At 68.8% G+C, this 16,314-nt stretch carries 13 protein-coding genes; 10 read left to right on the forward strand and 3 right to left on the reverse strand.

Annotated features, from left to right (window positions below; genetic code table 11):
- Positions 1-900 carry a sugar phosphate isomerase/epimerase family protein gene (locus ACZ6YV_RS36150; RefSeq protein WP_465513887.1) on the reverse strand — a complete coding sequence of 300 codons (900 nt, stop codon included), beginning with the start codon at positions 898-900 and terminating at the stop codon, positions 1-3.
- Between the two features lie 125 nt (positions 901-1,025).
- On the opposite strand from ACZ6YV_RS36150, the gene ACZ6YV_RS36155 reads away from it, so the two are divergent.
- The 3 genes from ACZ6YV_RS36155 to ACZ6YV_RS36165 all read left to right on the forward strand — a co-directional run bounded on the left by ACZ6YV_RS36155 (position 1,026) and on the right by ACZ6YV_RS36165 (position 3,853).
- Positions 1,026-2,030, forward strand: a complete 1,005-nt coding sequence (locus ACZ6YV_RS36155; protein ID WP_465513888.1) for a LacI family DNA-binding transcriptional regulator — start codon at positions 1,026-1,028, stop codon at positions 2,028-2,030.
- A 4-nt stretch (positions 2,031-2,034) separates the two neighbouring features.
- A complete protein-coding gene (locus tag ACZ6YV_RS36160) occupies positions 2,035-3,036 on the forward strand; it encodes a Gfo/Idh/MocA family protein (protein WP_465513889.1) in 1,002 nt (333 codons plus the stop codon).
- Positions 3,037-3,307: 271 nt separating this feature from the next.
- Positions 3,308-3,853 (forward strand): hypothetical protein, encoded by a 546-nt coding sequence (locus ACZ6YV_RS36165; protein WP_465513890.1) that lies wholly within the window; start codon positions 3,308-3,310, stop codon positions 3,851-3,853.
- Here ACZ6YV_RS36165 and ACZ6YV_RS36170 read toward each other — a convergent pair.
- Complete coding sequence (locus ACZ6YV_RS36170) at positions 3,850-6,837, reverse strand: AfsR/SARP family transcriptional regulator (RefSeq protein ID WP_465513891.1); 2,988 nt, start codon at positions 6,835-6,837, stop codon at positions 3,850-3,852. The two genes, ACZ6YV_RS36165 and ACZ6YV_RS36170, sit on opposite strands and share 4 nt — an antisense overlap.
- A gap of 431 nt (positions 6,838-7,268) precedes the next feature.
- On the opposite strand from ACZ6YV_RS36170, the gene ACZ6YV_RS36175 reads away from it, so the two are divergent.
- The 4 genes from ACZ6YV_RS36175 to ACZ6YV_RS36190 are packed head-to-tail and all read left to right on the forward strand — an operon-like array spanning position 7,269 to position 10,263.
- On the forward strand, positions 7,269-7,664 hold the full coding sequence (locus ACZ6YV_RS36175) for a GntR family transcriptional regulator (protein WP_378243017.1): 396 nt from the start codon (positions 7,269-7,271) through the stop codon (positions 7,662-7,664).
- Positions 7,661-8,524, forward strand: a complete 864-nt coding sequence (locus ACZ6YV_RS36180; protein ID WP_465513892.1) for an ABC transporter ATP-binding protein — start codon at positions 7,661-7,663, stop codon at positions 8,522-8,524. Before ACZ6YV_RS36175 ends, ACZ6YV_RS36180 begins: the two co-directional genes overlap by 4 nt.
- Before the next feature lie 9 nt (positions 8,525-8,533).
- Complete coding sequence (locus ACZ6YV_RS36185) at positions 8,534-9,328, forward strand: ABC transporter permease (RefSeq protein ID WP_465513893.1); 795 nt, start codon at positions 8,534-8,536, stop codon at positions 9,326-9,328.
- A gap of 14 nt (positions 9,329-9,342) precedes the next feature.
- A complete protein-coding gene (locus tag ACZ6YV_RS36190; protein ID WP_465513894.1) occupies positions 9,343-10,263 on the forward strand; it encodes an ABC transporter permease in 921 nt (306 codons plus the stop codon).
- Between the two features lie 21 nt (positions 10,264-10,284).
- On the opposite strand, the gene asnB is transcribed toward ACZ6YV_RS36190, so the two are convergent.
- Positions 10,285-12,117, reverse strand: coding sequence for an asparagine synthase (glutamine-hydrolyzing) (asnB, locus tag ACZ6YV_RS36195; RefSeq protein ID WP_465513895.1), 1,833 nt, complete (start codon positions 12,115-12,117; stop codon positions 10,285-10,287).
- 343 nt (positions 12,118-12,460) lie between these two features.
- Between asnB and kdpF the strand changes: the two genes are divergently transcribed.
- The 3 genes from kdpF to kdpB are packed head-to-tail and all read left to right on the forward strand — an operon-like array spanning position 12,461 to position 16,313.
- The gene (gene kdpF, locus ACZ6YV_RS36200; protein WP_020630647.1) at positions 12,461-12,562 is read left to right on the forward strand and encodes a K(+)-transporting ATPase subunit F; all 102 of its coding nucleotides are present in this window, start codon (positions 12,461-12,463) and stop codon (positions 12,560-12,562) included.
- Positions 12,562-14,223 carry a potassium-transporting ATPase subunit KdpA gene (gene kdpA / locus ACZ6YV_RS36205; RefSeq protein ID WP_465513896.1) on the forward strand — a complete coding sequence of 554 codons (1,662 nt, stop codon included), beginning with the start codon at positions 12,562-12,564 and terminating at the stop codon, positions 14,221-14,223. Before kdpF ends, kdpA begins: the two co-directional genes overlap by 1 nt.
- Complete coding sequence (gene kdpB, locus ACZ6YV_RS36210) at positions 14,220-16,313, forward strand: potassium-transporting ATPase subunit KdpB (RefSeq protein ID WP_465513897.1); 2,094 nt, start codon at positions 14,220-14,222, stop codon at positions 16,311-16,313. The genes kdpA and kdpB overlap by 4 nt, the downstream gene beginning before the upstream one ends.
- Position 16,314: the final 1 nt, after the last annotated feature.

Genomic DNA, 16,314 nt, shown 5'->3' on the forward strand with positions numbered 1-16,314 from the left:
TTACCTGGCAGCCGGGAGCCGGCTGACGATTCCGTCGAGATGCGCCAGGCTCCTGGCCACATCCCGCTTGGGCAGATCTTCCGGGCTCTGCTCGCTCAGCGCGGTGTCCTGTTCGAGCACGTACCACCCGTCGTAGCCCGCCTCGTGGACGAACCTGACCATCGCTTCGATGTCGACGTCTCCGTCGCCGAGCGGGACATACAGACCTTTGCCCACAGCTTCGGTGTAGGGAAGCCTCCCGGCACGGACGTCTTCGGCGAGTTCGCCCCGCACGTCCTTGAGATGCAGGTGACCGACCCGTTCGGGGTATCGCTTGGCCAGGGCGACAGGATCGGTCCCGCCGATCAGGAGATGCCCGGTGTCCAGGCACAGCGGGAGAGCGGAATCGGCGAGGAAGCGCTCGACCTCTTCCTCGGTTTCCGCGTGTGTCCCGACGTGCGGGTGCAGCACGGTGCGAAGCCCGTGGCGCGCGGCGATCTCCCCGATCGCGCCGGAGGTCGCGATCAGCGTCGCCCATTCGGTGTCGCTCAGCCTCGGCCTGTCGTCGTAGCCGTCGAGCCCGGTCGCGGCGGCGAGTACGAGCATGTCACCACCGCAGGCGGCGAACAGCGCGGCGGACTCCTCGGCCTCGGCCAGCGCGGCTTCGGGGTTTTCGTGCAGTGCCACGGCGAGGAAGCCACCGACGAGTTCGAGCTTGTATCCGCCCAGCAGTGCACGCAGCCCGGCCGGATCGCGCGGCAGGTACCCGGGCGGGCCGAGTTCGGTCGCGCGGACCCCCAGCTCCGCCATTTCGCCCAGTACGGTCCCCGCGTCGAGTACGCGGCCCCAGCCGGGGACTTCGCATACGCCCCAGGAGATCGGGGCGGCGGCGATTCGGATCCGGGACGTCGTCACTGTCATCGGCGGCCTCCTGCGGGCGAGTGCGGGGATCGGGGCGTTGGAGCGCTCTATTGATTAGAGCGCTCTAATCATGTAGCGTCCGTCACAGTAAAGTCAAGGGCAGGGGGAGACGGGGGTAACTGGGAATGGCGAGACCGACGATGGAGGACGTCGCCGCGAAAGCGGGGGTGTCCCGGGCGCTCGTGTCCCTGGTGATGAGGAACGCGCCGAACGTCTCCGACGAACGGCGGACGCGCGTACTGTGCGCCGCGCACGAACTGGGCTACGAGCCGCACGCGATGGCTCGATCGCTGGCCAGCCGCACGTCGACGGTCCTCGGCGTGATGGTCTCCGACCTCCGCAACGCGTTCTTCGCCGATGTCGTCGAGGGGCTCGACGCCGCGGCCGAAGCGGCCGGATTCCACTTGATCCTCAACACCGGCGGCCGCAGCCCCGCGCGCGAGCGCGCCGCCCTGAAGAGTCTGCTGTCCTTCCGTCCCGCAGGAGTGATCCTGCTGTCGCCCGTCGTGCCCGCGTCGGCGATCGAGGAAGCGGCCGCGCAAGGCCCCGTCGTCCTGGTGTCGCGCACCTCGCGCGTAGCGGGAGTGGACACGGTGAACGACGACGGCGAGGCTGGGTCCGCGCTCACCGTCGATCACCTGGTCTCCTTGGGGCACCGAAGGATCGCCCATCTGGACGGCGGGGTCGCCGCCGGTGCGGCGGCCCGGCGCCGGGGGTATCAGCAGGCGATGCGGCGGCACCGGCTGCATCCGCTCATCGTGCGCAGCGAGCACACCGACACCGCCGGTGAGAAGGCCGTGCACGAACTGCTCGGCGACCATCCGCGCGAGGGGTTGCCGACAGCATTGGTGGCGGGTAACGACTTCAACGCCGTCGGCGCGATCTCCGCACTGGAAGAGGCGGGCCTGCGTGTCCCCGAAGACGTTTCCGTCGTCGGCTACGACAACACCTCGCTGGCCGCGCTGAAGCATCTCTCGCTGACCACTGTGGACCAGCCGCGGACCGAAATGGGCAGGCTGGCCGTCGAAGCACTGCTCGAACGGGTCCGGGGTGAACGCACCGAACCGGTCCGGCATCTGCTGAATCCGTCGCTGGTGGTCCGTTCGACCACCGCAGCCCTGGAAAGGTAACGACATGAGGTTGGGACTCGCCGGCACCGGCCGGATCGGCACTTCGCACGCCGAAACCTTGAAGAGCTTCGACGAGGTTTCGTCCGTGGTCGTCGCCGACGTCGACGCCGGACGCGCCCAGGCGGCCGCGGCCAAACTCGGCGTCGAAGCGGCCGCGGACATCTCCGCGCTCTTCGCGTCCTCTTTGGACGGATTGGTGATCACGGCGGCGACGGACGCGCATCCGGAGCTGATCCTCCGGGCCGTCGACGCGGGGATCCCGGTGTTCTGCGAGAAGCCGGTCGCCGCCGACATCCCCGGCACGATCGCGGTGATCGACAAGATCTCCGGTTCGGACGTGCCGGTGCAGATCGGCTTCCAGCGCAGGTTCGACGCGGGCTACGTGGCCGCCCGGGCGGCGGTGGCCTCGGGCGAGCTCGGCTGGCTGCACACCCTGCGCGCGACCACGCTGGACCCGGCGCCGCCGCCCGCGGAGTACGTCGCGCATTCCGGTGGCCTGTTCCGCGACTGCGGAGTGCACGACTTCGACGTCGTCCGGTTCGTCAGCGGCCGCGAGGTCGTCGAGGTCTACGCCGTCGGGGCGAACAAGGGCGAGCGGTTCTTCGTCGACGCGGGCGACGTCGACACCGCGGCCGCGACCCTGACCCTGGACGACGGGACCCTGGCGGTCGTCTCGTTGACGCGCTACAACGGCGCGGGCTACGACGTCCGGCTGGAAGTCCTCGGCTCGGCGGGGAACGCCGTGGTGGGCTTGGACGACAGGGCACCGCTGACCTCGGTGGAACCCGGCGTCCCGCCGCTGCCCGGCCCGGCTTACCCCGGATTCATGGAACGGTTCCGTCCCGCGTACATCAGTGAACTGAAGGCGTTCCTGGACGTCGCCGCCGGTCGTGCGCCGAGCCCATGCGGTGCGGCGGACGCGCTTGAGGCGTTCTACATCGCCGAGGCGTGCGAGCTCTCCCGCCGGGAACGCCGCCCGGTCCGCGTGGACAAGGTCCGCGTCTGACGTAGGGCGATCACTCGTGATCAGAGCCGGAACTCGCGTGATCAGAGCCGGAACTCGCGTGATCAGATGACGTTCACCGTGTTCGCCTTCTGATCACGTGAGTTCCGGCTTCAATCACGCGAGTCACGTGCCTGATCACGTGAGTTCCGGCTTCGGCCCCCTCGGCTGTGCGAAGGCAGCTTCCTGCCAGAACCGGCCACCGCTCCTGGCCTGTCACTACGGTGACCCTGACGGGCGGCGGTTCGCGCCGCCGGACGCGCGAGGAGTGCGGATGCAGCCGAACCCACCGGAGCCCGGGTTCCCGCAGTACGGCCCGCCACCGATGGCGGGCGCGCCCACCCAGTGGGGTGGCGGGCCGAGCCCGGTGGCGCGGCCCAAGCCGAGGGCGAACGCCGGGGCGGCGATGGCCGCGGGTGTCCTGGCGCTGCTCACCGCCGGCATGCTCGTCTGGTTCGCGCTCTACAACGTCGTCCACGCCTCTGGGGCGTCCGGTCGCTGGTCGGGTATCGAGGTGCAGAACGTGGTCGGCGGCGTCATCACCGCGGGATTGCTGGTGGTCGCGGCGGGATTCACCTTCGCCCGCAGGATTCCCGGCGCGTGGACGCTGTGCGGGATCTGCCTGTTTTACGTGGTGGCGAGCATCGCGATGGCACCGTTGGTGTGGGGTACGCCTTTCGGCACTCATCTCAAGTGGATCTTCGGCTTCGAGAAGAGCAACGGCGTCGCGACCGCGCTCGCGATCATCTTCGGCGGCCTGACGGTAATCACGGCGGCGATCGCCGGCAGCGTGAAGTCGTACGAGAAGCCGCGCGGTTAAAGCTTGTCCAGGATCAGCTTCGCGCGTTCCTCGACGAGGCGGTAGCCGGAGCGCGCGGCGAGTTCCAGCGCCAGCTCCCCGTGTGTCCGGGCTTCCTCGGGCTTTCCCAGTTTCAGCAGGGTTTCCGCGAGACCGGTCCGCGCGGCGGCCTCGCACCAGAAGAAACTGGTCGTCCGCGCGATCGACAGCGCGAGCCGGTGATGTTCGGCGGCCTCCTCGGGCAGGCCGAGCCGCAGGCAGACCTCGCCGAGCCCGACGAGTGTCCAGGCCTCGGTGCCCCGGTCGCCGATCTTGCGGGTGAGTTCGACGGCTTCGAGCGCGTCCGCGCGGTTCTGCTCGCTCGGGTCGCGCCCGCTTTCGAGCACGGCCCTGCCGGACAGCGCCGTCGCTTCGCCGTAGGTGTAGCCCAGTTCGCGGTTGGCCGCGAGCGCGCGGGTGTAGAAGTCGTAGGCCTCGTCGGGAAGGCCGAGGTCGCGGTACACGTTCCCGAGGTCGACCAGCAGCACCGCGACGCTGAACCGGGCGCCGTCCCGTTCGGCGACCGTCAGCGCGCGGGTGAAGTTGGCGAGCGCTTCGTCGAGCTGACCGGTCTGCCAGTACGGGAAGCCGAGGTTCGCCAACGCCATCGAGATCCCCGGCAGGGCCAGTTCTTCGCACAGCCGCAGGGATTCCAGCCCGCAGCGGATCGCCTCCTGCGGGTCGCCGAGGCGCTGGTGCACCGCGCTCAGGTTGTTGAGCACGGCCGCGCGCCCGGCGTCCCAGCCGTCGAGGAGGTCTCCGCGCAGGGCGCTGGTGAGGTGTTCGCGTGCTTCGTCGTAGCGGCCGCTGTTGACGCAGGCGAGCGCGATACTCAGATGCATCGCCGCCTGTGCCTGCCCGGCGCCGCTGCGGCGGGCGGCTTTGAGCGCCGTCGAGGCCGTGTCGATCCATTCCGCGTGGTGACCGCGCTGGTGGAAGAACGCCCGGAGAGCGTCGGCGAGATGCCAGGAGAACTCCGGCGGGCCGTGTTCGGCACTGTGCTCGACGGTCGCGGCGAGGTTCGGCCACTCGGCGTCCAGCCAGGCCAGCGCCTCCTCGGTGTCGCGGAAGGGTTTGTCATCCGGTTCTTCCCGCGGCAGGCGCAGGAAATGCGGGATGAGGACGCGGCCCGCGGCGTCGGCGGTGCTCAGGTAGCTCTCGAAGAGCCGTCTCTCCGCGGTGTCGCGTTCGGACTTCGTGTCCTCCGACCAGGTGCGGCCCGCCGCGAAACTGCGGAGCAGGTCGTGGAACCGGTAGCGCCCCGGGGTGTAGCGCTCGACCAGGTGCGCCGCCGCGAGCGCTTTGAGCTGCTGGTTCGCCTTCGAGTGCGGGGCGCCGGTCAGTGCCTGCGCGGCGGGCGCGGTGAACGTCTGGCCGGGGACGAGCGCGAGCCGGCGGAACAGCAGGCGGTGCTCTTCGGGAAGCGCCCGGTAGGAGACGCCGAACGCCGTGGTCACGGCACTTTCCTCGGCGCCGTCGACGGTCAGTTCGGCCAGCGGGTCGCCGCCGGCGAGCTCGCGGGCGAGTTCGGCGATCTCGGGTTCGCCGCTCGCGCCGAGGTTGGCCGCGGCGATCCGGAGGGCGAGCGGGAGATGCCCGCACAGCCGCGCCAGTTCCGCGGCCGCACCGGCCTCGGCGGCGACGGTCTCGCTGCCGAGCACGGCTTCCAGCAGGTGCCGCGCGTCTTCGGCGGGCAGGACGGACAGCGGGAGCGCGCGGGCGCCGGTGCGGGCGATGAGATCGCCGAGCCGCTGGCGGCTGGTGACCAGGACGGTGCCCGAAGGCGGCAGCAGCGGCAGCACCTGGCCGGTGTCGCGCACGTTGTCGAGGACCAGGAGGACCCGGCTGTCGGCGAGGAGGGACCGCAGGAGCGCGGCCCGCGTGTCGGTGTCCGGCGGGATGGCCTTGGGCGCGGTGCCGAGCGCTTGCAGAAGCTGCGTGAGCGCGACAGCCGGGGTGAGCGGTTCGTGGTCGGGGTCGAAGCCCCGGAGGTCCAGGTAGAGCTGGCCGTCGGGGAACGCGTCGCGGACGCGGTGGGCCCAGCGGACCGCGAGCGCGGTCTTGCCGACGCCCGCGGTCCCGCTGATGACCCAGATGTCGGTGCCCTCGCCCGCGTGACGGGTCGCCTCGTCGAGCCGCTCCAACTCGCCTGCCCGCCCGGCGAACCCGCGGACGTCGTGCGGCAACTGCGCCGGACGGACCGGTTCGGGTTTGGTGGTGCCCGCCGTGGGTTCCAGCGCGGGATCGGCGGCGAGGATGGCCGCTTCCAGCCGTCGCAGATCGGGCGAGGGATCGAGACCCAGTTCGGTACCGAGCCGATCCCTCAGCGCGCGGAAGGCTTCGAGGGCGTCATCGGTGCGGCCTTCGCGATGCAGGGCGAGCATGAGCTGCCCGACGAACCGCTGCCGCAGGGGATGCGCGGCGACGAGTTCGGTCAGCTCCGCGAGGGCCTGCCTGCCGCGGCCGAGCCGCAGCTGCGCCTCGGCGCGATCTTCCAGCGCCGTCCAGCGTTCCTCGTTCATGCCACCGCGGAGCCGCTGGGCGACCTCGCCGCTCACGACATCGGACAACGCCTCGCCCCGCCACAGGCCGAGCGCCTCGTCCAGGAGTTCCACGGCGGTCTCGTCGTCGGCCTCGCGGGCTTGCGCTGTCAGCTCGGTGAAGCGGTGCAGGTCGACCTGGCGCGGGTCGACCCTGAGCAGGTACCGGGTCCCCTCGGAGATGATCTCCGGCCCGCCCGCGCCGCGGAACACCGCCCGCAGCCTCGACACCAGCGCTTGAACGGTGTTCCGGGCACTCGCCGGCGGTTCTTCGGGCCAGAGCAGGTCGATGATCCGGTCGCGCGGCACCGGCTTGCCCGCCTCCAGCAGCAGAACCGCCAGCACGAGCCGTTGTTTGGGCGAGCCGAGATCGACCGGACCGCCACCGGCCCACGCCTCGACGGCGCCGAGGACGCGGAACTCCACCCGGCCACCTCCGCTCACCCTTGTCAGAGCCTGCAAGCGTAGTGCAAGCGCGCTGCATCCGGACGCCGTGATCCTTCAGTGGTGTCCACCGAGGACCCGTCGCCGGAACCGTGCCCAACCAACAGACGGGCAGGACCCCCCATTCGGTTCCGGCACGACGGTGGACACCTTCAACTTGCGCAGACACCGCCTTCTGAAGGCGGTGGGGGTTGGGGGTAGTGCCAGCTCGACGTCTTCCCCCGTGTCGTCGAACTGGCGCTTCTTCTTGACTGGGGCTGGGGTTTTCCGTGAAGGCCGCCTTGAGGGATGCAGAGTCCCCCAAGGCGGCCTTCACGGATTTTTGGCGTTTCACGACAACTCCCTGATCGCTTGACAATCCTGCCCGCCTGCCTGCACCCTTTCACTACTTAATTAGTGAAAGGGTGTTGCCAGTGGTCACCTTCCACCTGGACAAGGGTTCGGGCGTCGCGACGTACGTCCAGCTCGTCCAGCAGGTCAAGAACGCCCTCCGGCTGGGACTCCTGGAGCCGGGGGACCGGCTGCCGACGGCGAAGGAAGTGGTCGCCGAGCTGGCGATCAACCCCAACACCGTCCTCAAGGCCTATCGCGAGCTGGAGCGCGAAGGGCTTGTCGAGGGGAAGCCGGGTCTCGGCACCTTCGTCCAGAAAACGCTCGGGGGTGCTTCGTTCGCGGAGCACACGCGGTTGCGGAAGAGCCTGGGGGTCTGGGTTCGCGACGCGCGGGAATCAGGGCTGGACCAGGAAGACGTCGAGGCGTTGTTCACCTCGGTGGTGGTCGATGGCTTTCGAGGGGAACGAACGGCATGACCGATAAACCCGTCATCGAGGCGACCGGCCTCGGCAAGCGCTACCGCCGCAAGTGGGCGTTGCGCGACTGCTCCCTCTCCGTTCCGAAAGGACGCGTCATCGCCCTTGTCGGGCCCAACGGCGCCGGCAAGACGACGTTCCTGCACCTGGCCGTCGGCCTGCTCGAAGCGACCGTCGGCTCGGTCTCGATCCGGGGAACCGCCGCGTTCCTCGCCCAGGACAAGCCGCTGTACTCCGGCTTCAGCATCGCCGAGATGCTCAAGTTCGGCAGGCGCCTCAACCCCGGCTGGGACGACGAGTTCGCGCTCAAGCGCATCGATTCACTCGGGCTTCCCCTGAAACACAAGGTCGGCAAGCTGTCCGGCGGGCAGCGCGCGCAGGTCGCGCTCACGCTCGCACTCGCCAAACGCCCGGATCTCCTGGTGCTGGACGAGCCGCTCGCGAACCTCGACCCCCTGGCCCGGCACGAGGTCATGCGCGGGCTGATGGAGGCGGTCGCGGAGACCGGCATGACCGTCCTGCTCTCCTCGCACGTCGTCTCCGATCTGGAGAACACCTGCGACTGGCTGATCGTCCTCAACGGCGGCCGGGTCCAGGTCAGCGGCGACATCGACGAACTCGTCGCCGGGCACCGGATCCTTTCCGGCCCGGTGGAGGAGGCCGACGCGCTGGCCAACCGCGTCGCGATCGTGGACGAGGCACGGGCGGGCAGGCAGGCGACCGTCTTCGCCCGAACCGAACGGGTTCCACTCGGTCCACAGTGGACCGAGCGGCCCGCCAACCTGGAGGAGCTGGTCCTCGCCTACCTCCGGCGGCCCGAATCCGCGAGCCTGCCTCGCCCGACACTGGCCTCGGCGTAAGGGGGAACGATGCTTTGGCTCACCTACCGTCAGCATCGAATGCAGCTGCTGATCACGGCAGGCCTGCTCGTCGTCGTCGGGATCCTGTTGCTGGTCAACGGAAACGCCGCGGCGGACAGTCCGGATCCGGCGAAGCTTTTCGCGGATCTGTACCGGTACCTCTCCTGGCTCCAGGTCGTGCCGGTGGCCATCGGCGTCTTCTGGGGCGCGCCGCTGGTCGCGGCCGAATACGAACGCGGCACCACGAAACTCGCCTGGACCCAGTCGATCTCACGGTTCCGCTGGCTCGGCGTGAAGCTGGGATTCCTCGCTGTCCTCGCCACGCTCGCGGGTCTCGCTTTCGGCACGATGACGCAGCGCTGGCTGGAGGCCTTCCCCGCCGATCGCGGCGACACCGCCTTCACCAGCCGCTTCGACAACCCGGTCCTGTTCGCGATGACCGGTGTCGCGCCCGGCGCGTGGTGGCTCTTCGGATTCGTGCTCGGCACCGCCGCGGGGGCGCTCATCCGCAAAACCCTGCCCGCCATCGCCGTCACCATCGCCGTGACGGTGGGCTTGATGATCGGCTTGAGCAACGTCCGTGACTTCTACGTCGAGCCGGAACTCGTCACCCTGGGCGCCGGCCGGGAGCCCGCAGGCCGGGTCCTCGAAATGATCAGGGACGCCGCCGGGGAGATCACCGCGCTCAAGGTCCTGCCCCAGGACTGGTACTGGCGCTTCCAATGGACCGAGGCCGCGATCCTCGGGGGCGTCTCGCTCCTGCTCGCCGTCGCCGCGACCTTCGCCATCCGACGCCGCTCCTAGAAAGGGACAAGTTCTTGCTCTGGCTCACCTGGCGGCAGCACCGTACCCAGCTGCTCGTCACCCTGGGGTTCCTGGCCGTGATCGGGGCGATCCTGTTCCTGTCCGGGCAGGCCGCCATCGACGCTTCGAACGGCAAGACCTCCCTGTACTGCCATGGAGGCGGCATCCCGTGCCGCGAGTACGACGCGGGGCTGGAAGATCTCTATCAGCGGATCTACCCAGTGGTCGCGATGGTGCCGTTCGTTCCCTTGCTGGCAGGCGTCTTCTGGGGCGCGCCGCTGCTGGCCAAGGAGTACGAGCGCAACACCCACCAGCTCGCGTGGACTCAATCGGTGAGCCGCGGGCACTGGCTGGCCGTCAAGTTCGGCGTCCTCGCCGGATGCGCGGTCCTGGCCGGATTCGCCTCGGGGCAGATGTTCGGCAGGTGGCTGGAAATGTTCCCCGGCAAGGCGGAGACCTTCGCCGAGACGTCCTACTTCGGCGCGGTCGGGGTCGCGCCCGCCGCCTGGTGGCTGTTCGCCTTCACCCTCGGTGCGGCGGCCGGGGTGCTCGTGCGCAAGACCTTGCCCGCCATCGCGATCACGGTCGCGGTGTTCCTCGCGGCTTCGATCGTCTTGCTGTTCCTGAGGCCGCATTACGCCGAGCCGGTGCGTACGACCGGCTCTGACCCGGCGACGATGGGGGCTCTGATCGTCAAGGTGGGCAGAGTCGCGCCGGACGGCCACGACATGAGTTCGCTGGACGAGGTGCCCGGTTGCCCGTCGGGACTGGGGAAGACAGCGTGCGCCGAGGCGGCGGGCTATCGGGACTTCACGATCTATCAGCCCGTGAGCCGGTTCTGGCGGTTCCAGTGGACCGAGGCGGGCATCCTGCTCGCCGCGACCGCGGTGCTCGGGGGCGTCGCGGCAGGGGGAACGGTCCGCCGCCGTCGCTGAGACGGCGGCGGACCGGAAACCTCAATCCAGCTGCAGCTCCGGCCGGTACATGTCGAACCAGTGGTAGAGGTCCAATGCCCGGTCGATCCCGGTGCGCTGGACCGAGGGCATCGTCGCCGGGTCCACTTCGGACGCCCGGTGCAGCCAGTCCCGGTCCACCAGCGAGAACACCGGGTTGTCCCGTTCGGCCAGGGCCTCCTTGGCCTGCTGCTGCAACGCCGCCGCGTAGCCGGGGTCCTGTGTGGACGGATACGGGCTCTTGACCCGATCGCGCACCGAATCCGGCAGCACGTGCTTCGTGGCGTGCCGCAGCAGGCTCTTTTCCCTGCTGTCGAACGTCTTCAGCGACCAAGGCGTGTTGTAGACGTACTCGACGAGGCGGTGGTCGCAGAACGGCACCCGCACCTCGAGCCCGACGGCCATCGACGCCCGATCCTTGCGGTCCAGCAGCATCCGCACGAACCGGCTCAGGTGGAGGTTGCAGACCGTCCGCATCTTCCGGTCCTGCTCGCTCTCGCCGTCGAGGTGTTCGACCTGGGCGACCGCGGTGGAGTACTGGTCGGCGATGTAACCGGGCAGGTCCAGCTTCTCCCGGACGTCGCCGCGCAGCAGGGCACCCCGTTCACTGGTGAGCCCCGTCCGGAAGGCGAGCCAGGGGAAGGTCCCCGAATTCACCGCGGCGTCGTCGTGGAACCAGCGGTACCCGCCGAAGACCTCGTCGGCCGACTCACCGGAAAGCGCCACCGTGGATTCCGCGCGGATCGCCTTGAACAGCAGGTAAAGCGACGTGTCCATGTCGCCGAGCCCGGCCGGGATGTCCCTCGCGGTCAGCACCTTGCGGCGGATCTCGGGGTCGCTGAGCTCGGCCGGGTTCAGCACGACGTCCTTGTGGTCGGAGCCGACCAGTTGCGCCACGTCGCGGATGAAGGGCGAATCCGGGGTGTCCCGCATCTCGTCCGGCTGGAAGTTGTCTTCCTGGCCCTGGAAATCGACCGAGAACGTGCGCAGCCGCTCACCCTGTTCGGCCAGCCGCGCGGCGGCGAGACCGGTGACGGCGCTGGAGTCGAGGCCGCCGGACAGCAGGACGCAGCGGGGCACGTCGGCGATCAGCTGACGGTGCACGATGTCGGTCATCAGCTCGCGGACCCGCTCGACCGTGGTCTCCTGGTCGTCCGTGTGCTGCTTCGCGTCGAGCTTCCAGTACGTCCGCGTGCGGATCCCGGAACGGTCGACGGTGACGATCGTGCCCGGCCCGACCTCGTACATGCCCTTCCACAGTGACCAGCCCGGAGTCTTGGTCATCGTCATCAGCTCGCGCAGACCGTCGGTGTCGACCACCTTGCGCGCCATGGGGTTCGCGAGGATCGCCTTCGGTTCGGAGCCGAAGAGGACGCCGTCCGGGGTCGGGTAGTAGTAGAACGGCTTGATGCCCATGCGGTCGCGGATCATCACGAGCTTCTCGTCGCGCTCGTCCCAGATCGCGAAGGCGTACATCCCGTTGAGGTGGTCGACGACCTCGTCGCCCCACTCCAGGTAGCCGTGGAGCACGACCTCGGTGTCGCTGTCGGTCTCGAATTTGTGGCCCCGCTGGGAAAGTTCTTCGCGCAGCTCGGTGAAGTTGTACGCCTCACCGCTGTAGACCATGGCGGCCAGCCCGGCCTCGGCCATCGGCTGCCTGCCGCCCGGCAGGTCGATGATCGCCAGCCGCCGGTGACCCAGCGCCACCTGGGGCCGCACCCAGGTACCCGCGTCGTCCGGCCCGCGGCACGCCATGGTCGCGGTCATCGCGTCGATGACTTCACGGCGTTGTGTCAGGTCCGTGCCGAAGGAGACCCACCCTGCGATTCCGCACATCGCTACCTCCCGGTGATTAGTTAGCGCATACAACTATCCGTAACACCGGTGTAACACGGTTCGCGCGGCTTGTCTGCCCGAATTGCACGCTCCGTCCGCAGTCGTCACCGTCTGTGGGACAGGTCACCGGGCATCAAGAAGTCGTAAAGGCACCCGTTCGGGGCATCAAGAGGCCGTCAGGCGTTCGCCGGAAACGGCCTGACCAGGCGCAGTGTTGCGGGGTCCTGGTCACCGATGGGGTGACCTGTCCTGAGAGGTGCCTAGTGGCCGACTTGCTCTACGCCGTGCTCCTGATCGGCGTATTCGTGGTTCTCGCCCTGACCCTTCGCGGTCTGGAAAAGCTGTGACCGGCACGGGAACCGTGGCCAACGTCGTCGGCGGACTGCTGGCGCTGGGGCTGATCGTCTATTTGTTCATCGCACTGGTCAGGCCGGAGAAATTCTGATGTCAGACACGATGGCCGGCCTCTTGCAGGCCGGCCTCCTCCTCGTCGCGCTCGCCGTGGTCTACCGGCCACTGGGCGACTACATGGCGCGCGTCTTCTCGACCGAGAAGCACACCAAGGCCGAACGTGGCCTGTACCGCCTGTTCCGGGTCAACCCCGGATCGGAACAGCACTGGAAGACCTACGCGTCCGCCGTGATCGGCTTCTCGTTCGTCTCCGTCGTCTTCCTATACCTGCTTCAGCGGCTCCAGGCGATCCTGCCGTGGAGCCTCGGCAAGGAACCGGTCTCCCCGGCGGTCGCCTTCAACACCGCCGTCAGCTTCGTGACCAACACGAACTGGCAGTCCTACAGCCCCGAAGCGACCATGGGTCACTTCGTGCAGATGGCCGGACTGACGGTGCAGAACTTCCTGTCGGCCGCCGTGGGTCTTTCGGTCGCCGTCGCGGTCGTCCGTGGCTTCGTGCGCGCGAAGACCGACCGCCTCGGCAACTTCTGGGTGGACCTCACCCGCGGCACGATCCGGATCATGCTGCCGATCGCGTTCGTGGCGGCGATCGTGCTGATCGCGCTCGGCGTCGTCCAGAGCCTCAAGAGCGGTGTCGACGTCCTCAACCCCGACGGCAGCACCAGCAAGATCGCGCTCGCGCCCGCCGCGAGTCAGGAAGCCGTCAAGGAACTCGGCACCAACGGCGGCGGCATCTTCAACGCCAACTCCGCCCACCCGTTCGAGAACCCCAACGCCTGGACCAACCTGATCGAGATCTTCCTGATCCTGGTCATCCCGGTCTCGTTGACCCGGACGTTCGGCAAGCTCGTCGGGAACACCAAACAGGGTTACGTCCTGCTCTCGGTGATGGCCACGCTGTTCACCGCGATGCTCGCGGTGACCTGGCTTTCCGAAGCCCACGCGAGCGGCCCCGCGTCGCTGGCCGCCGGGGCGAACCTGGAGGGCAAGGAACAGCGGTTCGGCATCGGCCTGAGTTCGCTGTTCGCCACCGCGACCACCGGCACGTCGACCGGCGCGGTCAACGGCGCGCACGACAGCTACAGCGGGCTCGGCGGCGGCGGGGTCCTGCTCAACATGCTGCTGGGCGAGATCTCGCCGGGCGGGGTGGGCACCGGTCTCTACGGCATCCTCGTGATGGCCGTGATCGCGATGTTCCTCGCCGGGCTGATGGTCGGCCGGACGCCGGAGTACCTGGGCAAGAAGCTCGGCAAACGCGAGGTCACCTGCGCGGCCGTCGCCATGCTGGCGATGCCGACCGTGGTCCTGCTCGGCTCCGGCATCGCGCTGACGCTGGCCGACACTCCGGCCGCCATGACCAACTCGGGCGCGCACGGCCTCTCCGAGGTCCTCTACGCCTACGCGTCGGCGGGCAACAACAACGGCAGCGCGTTCGGCGGGCTCACCGTGACGAACGACTGGTTCCAGTCCTCGCTGTCGGTGGCCATGCTGCTCGGCCGGTTCATCCCGATCCTCGCCGTGCTGTGCCTGGCCGGATCCCTTGCCTCGCAAAGGAAGGTCCCGGAGACCGCCGGCACGCTGCCCACCACCGGACCGCTCTTCGGCACGATGCTCGCGGGCACGATCGTGCTCGTCGCGGCCCTTACCTTCATCCCGGCGCTCGCGCTCGGGCCCATCGCAGAGGCACTCGCATGACCATGACACAGGAACGCACTCCCGAGGAGACTTCCCAGCACCACAGCGAGAACACCGGCCGGGTAGGTGTCGGGATCTTCAGTCCCCGCCAGCTGCTGACCTCCCTTCCGGAGGCGCTGCGCAAGCTGAACCCCAAGCATCAGCTGGCCAACCCGGTCATGTTCGTGGTGTGGATCGGCTCGGCGCTGACGACGGTCTTCGCCGTCACCGACCCGAGCGTGTTCACCATCCTCATCACGATCTGGCTGTGGTTCACCGTCCTGTTCGCGAACCTCGCCGAGGCCGTCGCGGAGGGCCGGGGCAAGGCGCAGGCGGAAACCCTGCGGCGCAGCAAGAAGGAGACCATCGCGCGCCGCCTCACCGAGGACGGCGACGAGGAGAACGTGCCGGGTGCCGACCTGCGCGTCGGCGACCTCGTGGTCGTCGAGGCCGGTCAGGTCATCCCGGGTGACGGCGACGTCGTCGAGGGCATCGCGACCGTCGACGAATCGGCCATCACCGGCGAATCGGCCCCGGTCATCCGCGAATCGGGCGGTGACCGGTGCGCGGTCACGGGCGGCACCACGGTGCTCTCGGACCGCGTCGTCGTGAAGATCACCACCAAACCCGGCGAGTCCTTTGTGGACCGCATGATCGCTTTGGTGGAAGGCGCGTCCCGGCAGAAGACGCCGAACGAGATCGCGCTGACGATCCTGCTCTCGACGCTCACGATCATCTTCCTGCTCGCCGTCGTGGCACTGCAGCCGATGGCGGGCTACTCCGGCAGCCAGCAGTCCGTGATCGTCCTGACCGCGTTGCTGGTCTGCCTGATCCCGACCACGATCGGCGCACTGCTGTCCGCGATCGGCATCGCCGGGATGGACAGGCTGGTGCAGCGCAACGTGCTCGCGACGAGCGGCCGCGCGGTGGAAGCCGCAGGCGACGTCTCGACGCTGCTGCTGGACAAGACCGGCACGATCACCTTCGGCAACCGCAAGGCCACCGAGCTGGTCCCGGTCGGAACGTCCACTTCGGACGACATCGCCAAAGCGGCGAGGCTGTCCAGTCTCGCCGACGGCACGCCGGAGGGCCGCAGCATCGTCGAACTCGTCGCGAGGGAGCACGGGCTCCCGGAGACGGCGTCCGACGAGGAGAAGCTCGCGGACTTCGTCGAGTTCACCGCGCAGACCCGGATGAGCGGCATCGACATCGGGGAACGCCAGGTCCGCAAGGGGGCCACCGCGTCGGTGCGGGCGTGGGTCCGCGAACGCGGCGGCGACATGCCGGACGAGACCGAACGCGTCGTCGACGAGATCAGCCAGCAGGGCGGGACCCCGCTGGTGGTCGCGGAGTACGACGGCTCGAAAGCGTTCGTGCGTGGCGTGATCCGGCTGTCCGATGTGGTCAAACCGGGGATGAAGGAGCGGTTCGTCCAGCTCCGCGCGATGGGCATCAAGACCGTCATGATCACCGGGGACAACCCGCTGACGGCCAAGGCCATCGCGCAGGACGCGGGTGTCGACGACTACCTCGCCGAGGCCAAGCCCGAAGACAAGATGGCGCTGATCAAGAAGGAGCAGGAGGGTGGGCGGCTGGTCGCGATGACCGGTGACGGCACCAACGACGCCCCCGCGCTGGCGCAGTCCGACGTCGGCGTCGCGATGAACACCGGGACCTCCGCCGCCAAGGAGGCGGGGAACATGGTGGACCTCGACTCCGACCCGACGAAGCTGATCGAGATCGTGGAGATCGGCAAGCAGCTGCTGATCACCCGCGGCGCGCTGACCACCTTCAGCGTCGCCAACGACCTCGCGAAGTACTTCGCCATCCTGCCCGCCATGTTCACCGGCATCTTCGCCCAGCTCGGCGCGCTCAACGTCATGCAGCTGGCGACGCCGAAGTCGGCGATCCTCTCGGCGGTCATCTTCAACGCGCTGATCATCGTCGGCCTGATCCCGCTCGCCCTGCGCGGCGTCCGGTACAAGCCTTCGTCGGCGTCGGCGTTGCTGCGCCGGAACCTGCTGGTCTACGGCCTCGGTGGCATCGTCAGCCCGTTCCTCGGGATCTGGCTGATCGACCTGCTCGTCCGTCTCATCCCTGGAATCGGGTAAC

Source organism: Amycolatopsis sp. NPDC102522 (assembly GCF_055584485.1).

What these genes read in the sequence shown, in the direction of transcription:
- ACZ6YV_RS36150 (WP_465513887.1), bottom strand. Translation starts at nt 900, where the DNA reads ATGACAGTGACGACGTCCCGGATCCGAATCGCCGCCGCCCCGATCTCC.
- ACZ6YV_RS36155 (WP_465513888.1), top strand. Translation starts at nt 1,026, where the DNA reads ATGGCGAGACCGACGATGGAGGACGTCGCCGCGAAAGCGGGGGTGTCC.
- ACZ6YV_RS36160 (WP_465513889.1), top strand. Translation starts at nt 2,035, where the DNA reads ATGAGGTTGGGACTCGCCGGCACCGGCCGGATCGGCACTTCGCACGCC.
- ACZ6YV_RS36165 (WP_465513890.1), top strand. Translation starts at nt 3,308, where the DNA reads ATGCAGCCGAACCCACCGGAGCCCGGGTTCCCGCAGTACGGCCCGCCA.
- ACZ6YV_RS36180 (WP_465513892.1), top strand. Translation starts at nt 7,661, where the DNA reads ATGACCGATAAACCCGTCATCGAGGCGACCGGCCTCGGCAAGCGCTAC.
- ACZ6YV_RS36185 (WP_465513893.1), top strand. Translation starts at nt 8,534, where the DNA reads ATGCTTTGGCTCACCTACCGTCAGCATCGAATGCAGCTGCTGATCACG.
- asnB (WP_465513895.1), bottom strand. Translation starts at nt 12,117, where the DNA reads ATGTGCGGAATCGCAGGGTGGGTCTCCTTCGGCACGGACCTGACACAA.
- kdpA (WP_465513896.1), top strand. Translation starts at nt 12,562, where the DNA reads ATGTCAGACACGATGGCCGGCCTCTTGCAGGCCGGCCTCCTCCTCGTC.
- kdpB (WP_465513897.1), top strand. Translation starts at nt 14,220, where the DNA reads ATGACCATGACACAGGAACGCACTCCCGAGGAGACTTCCCAGCACCAC.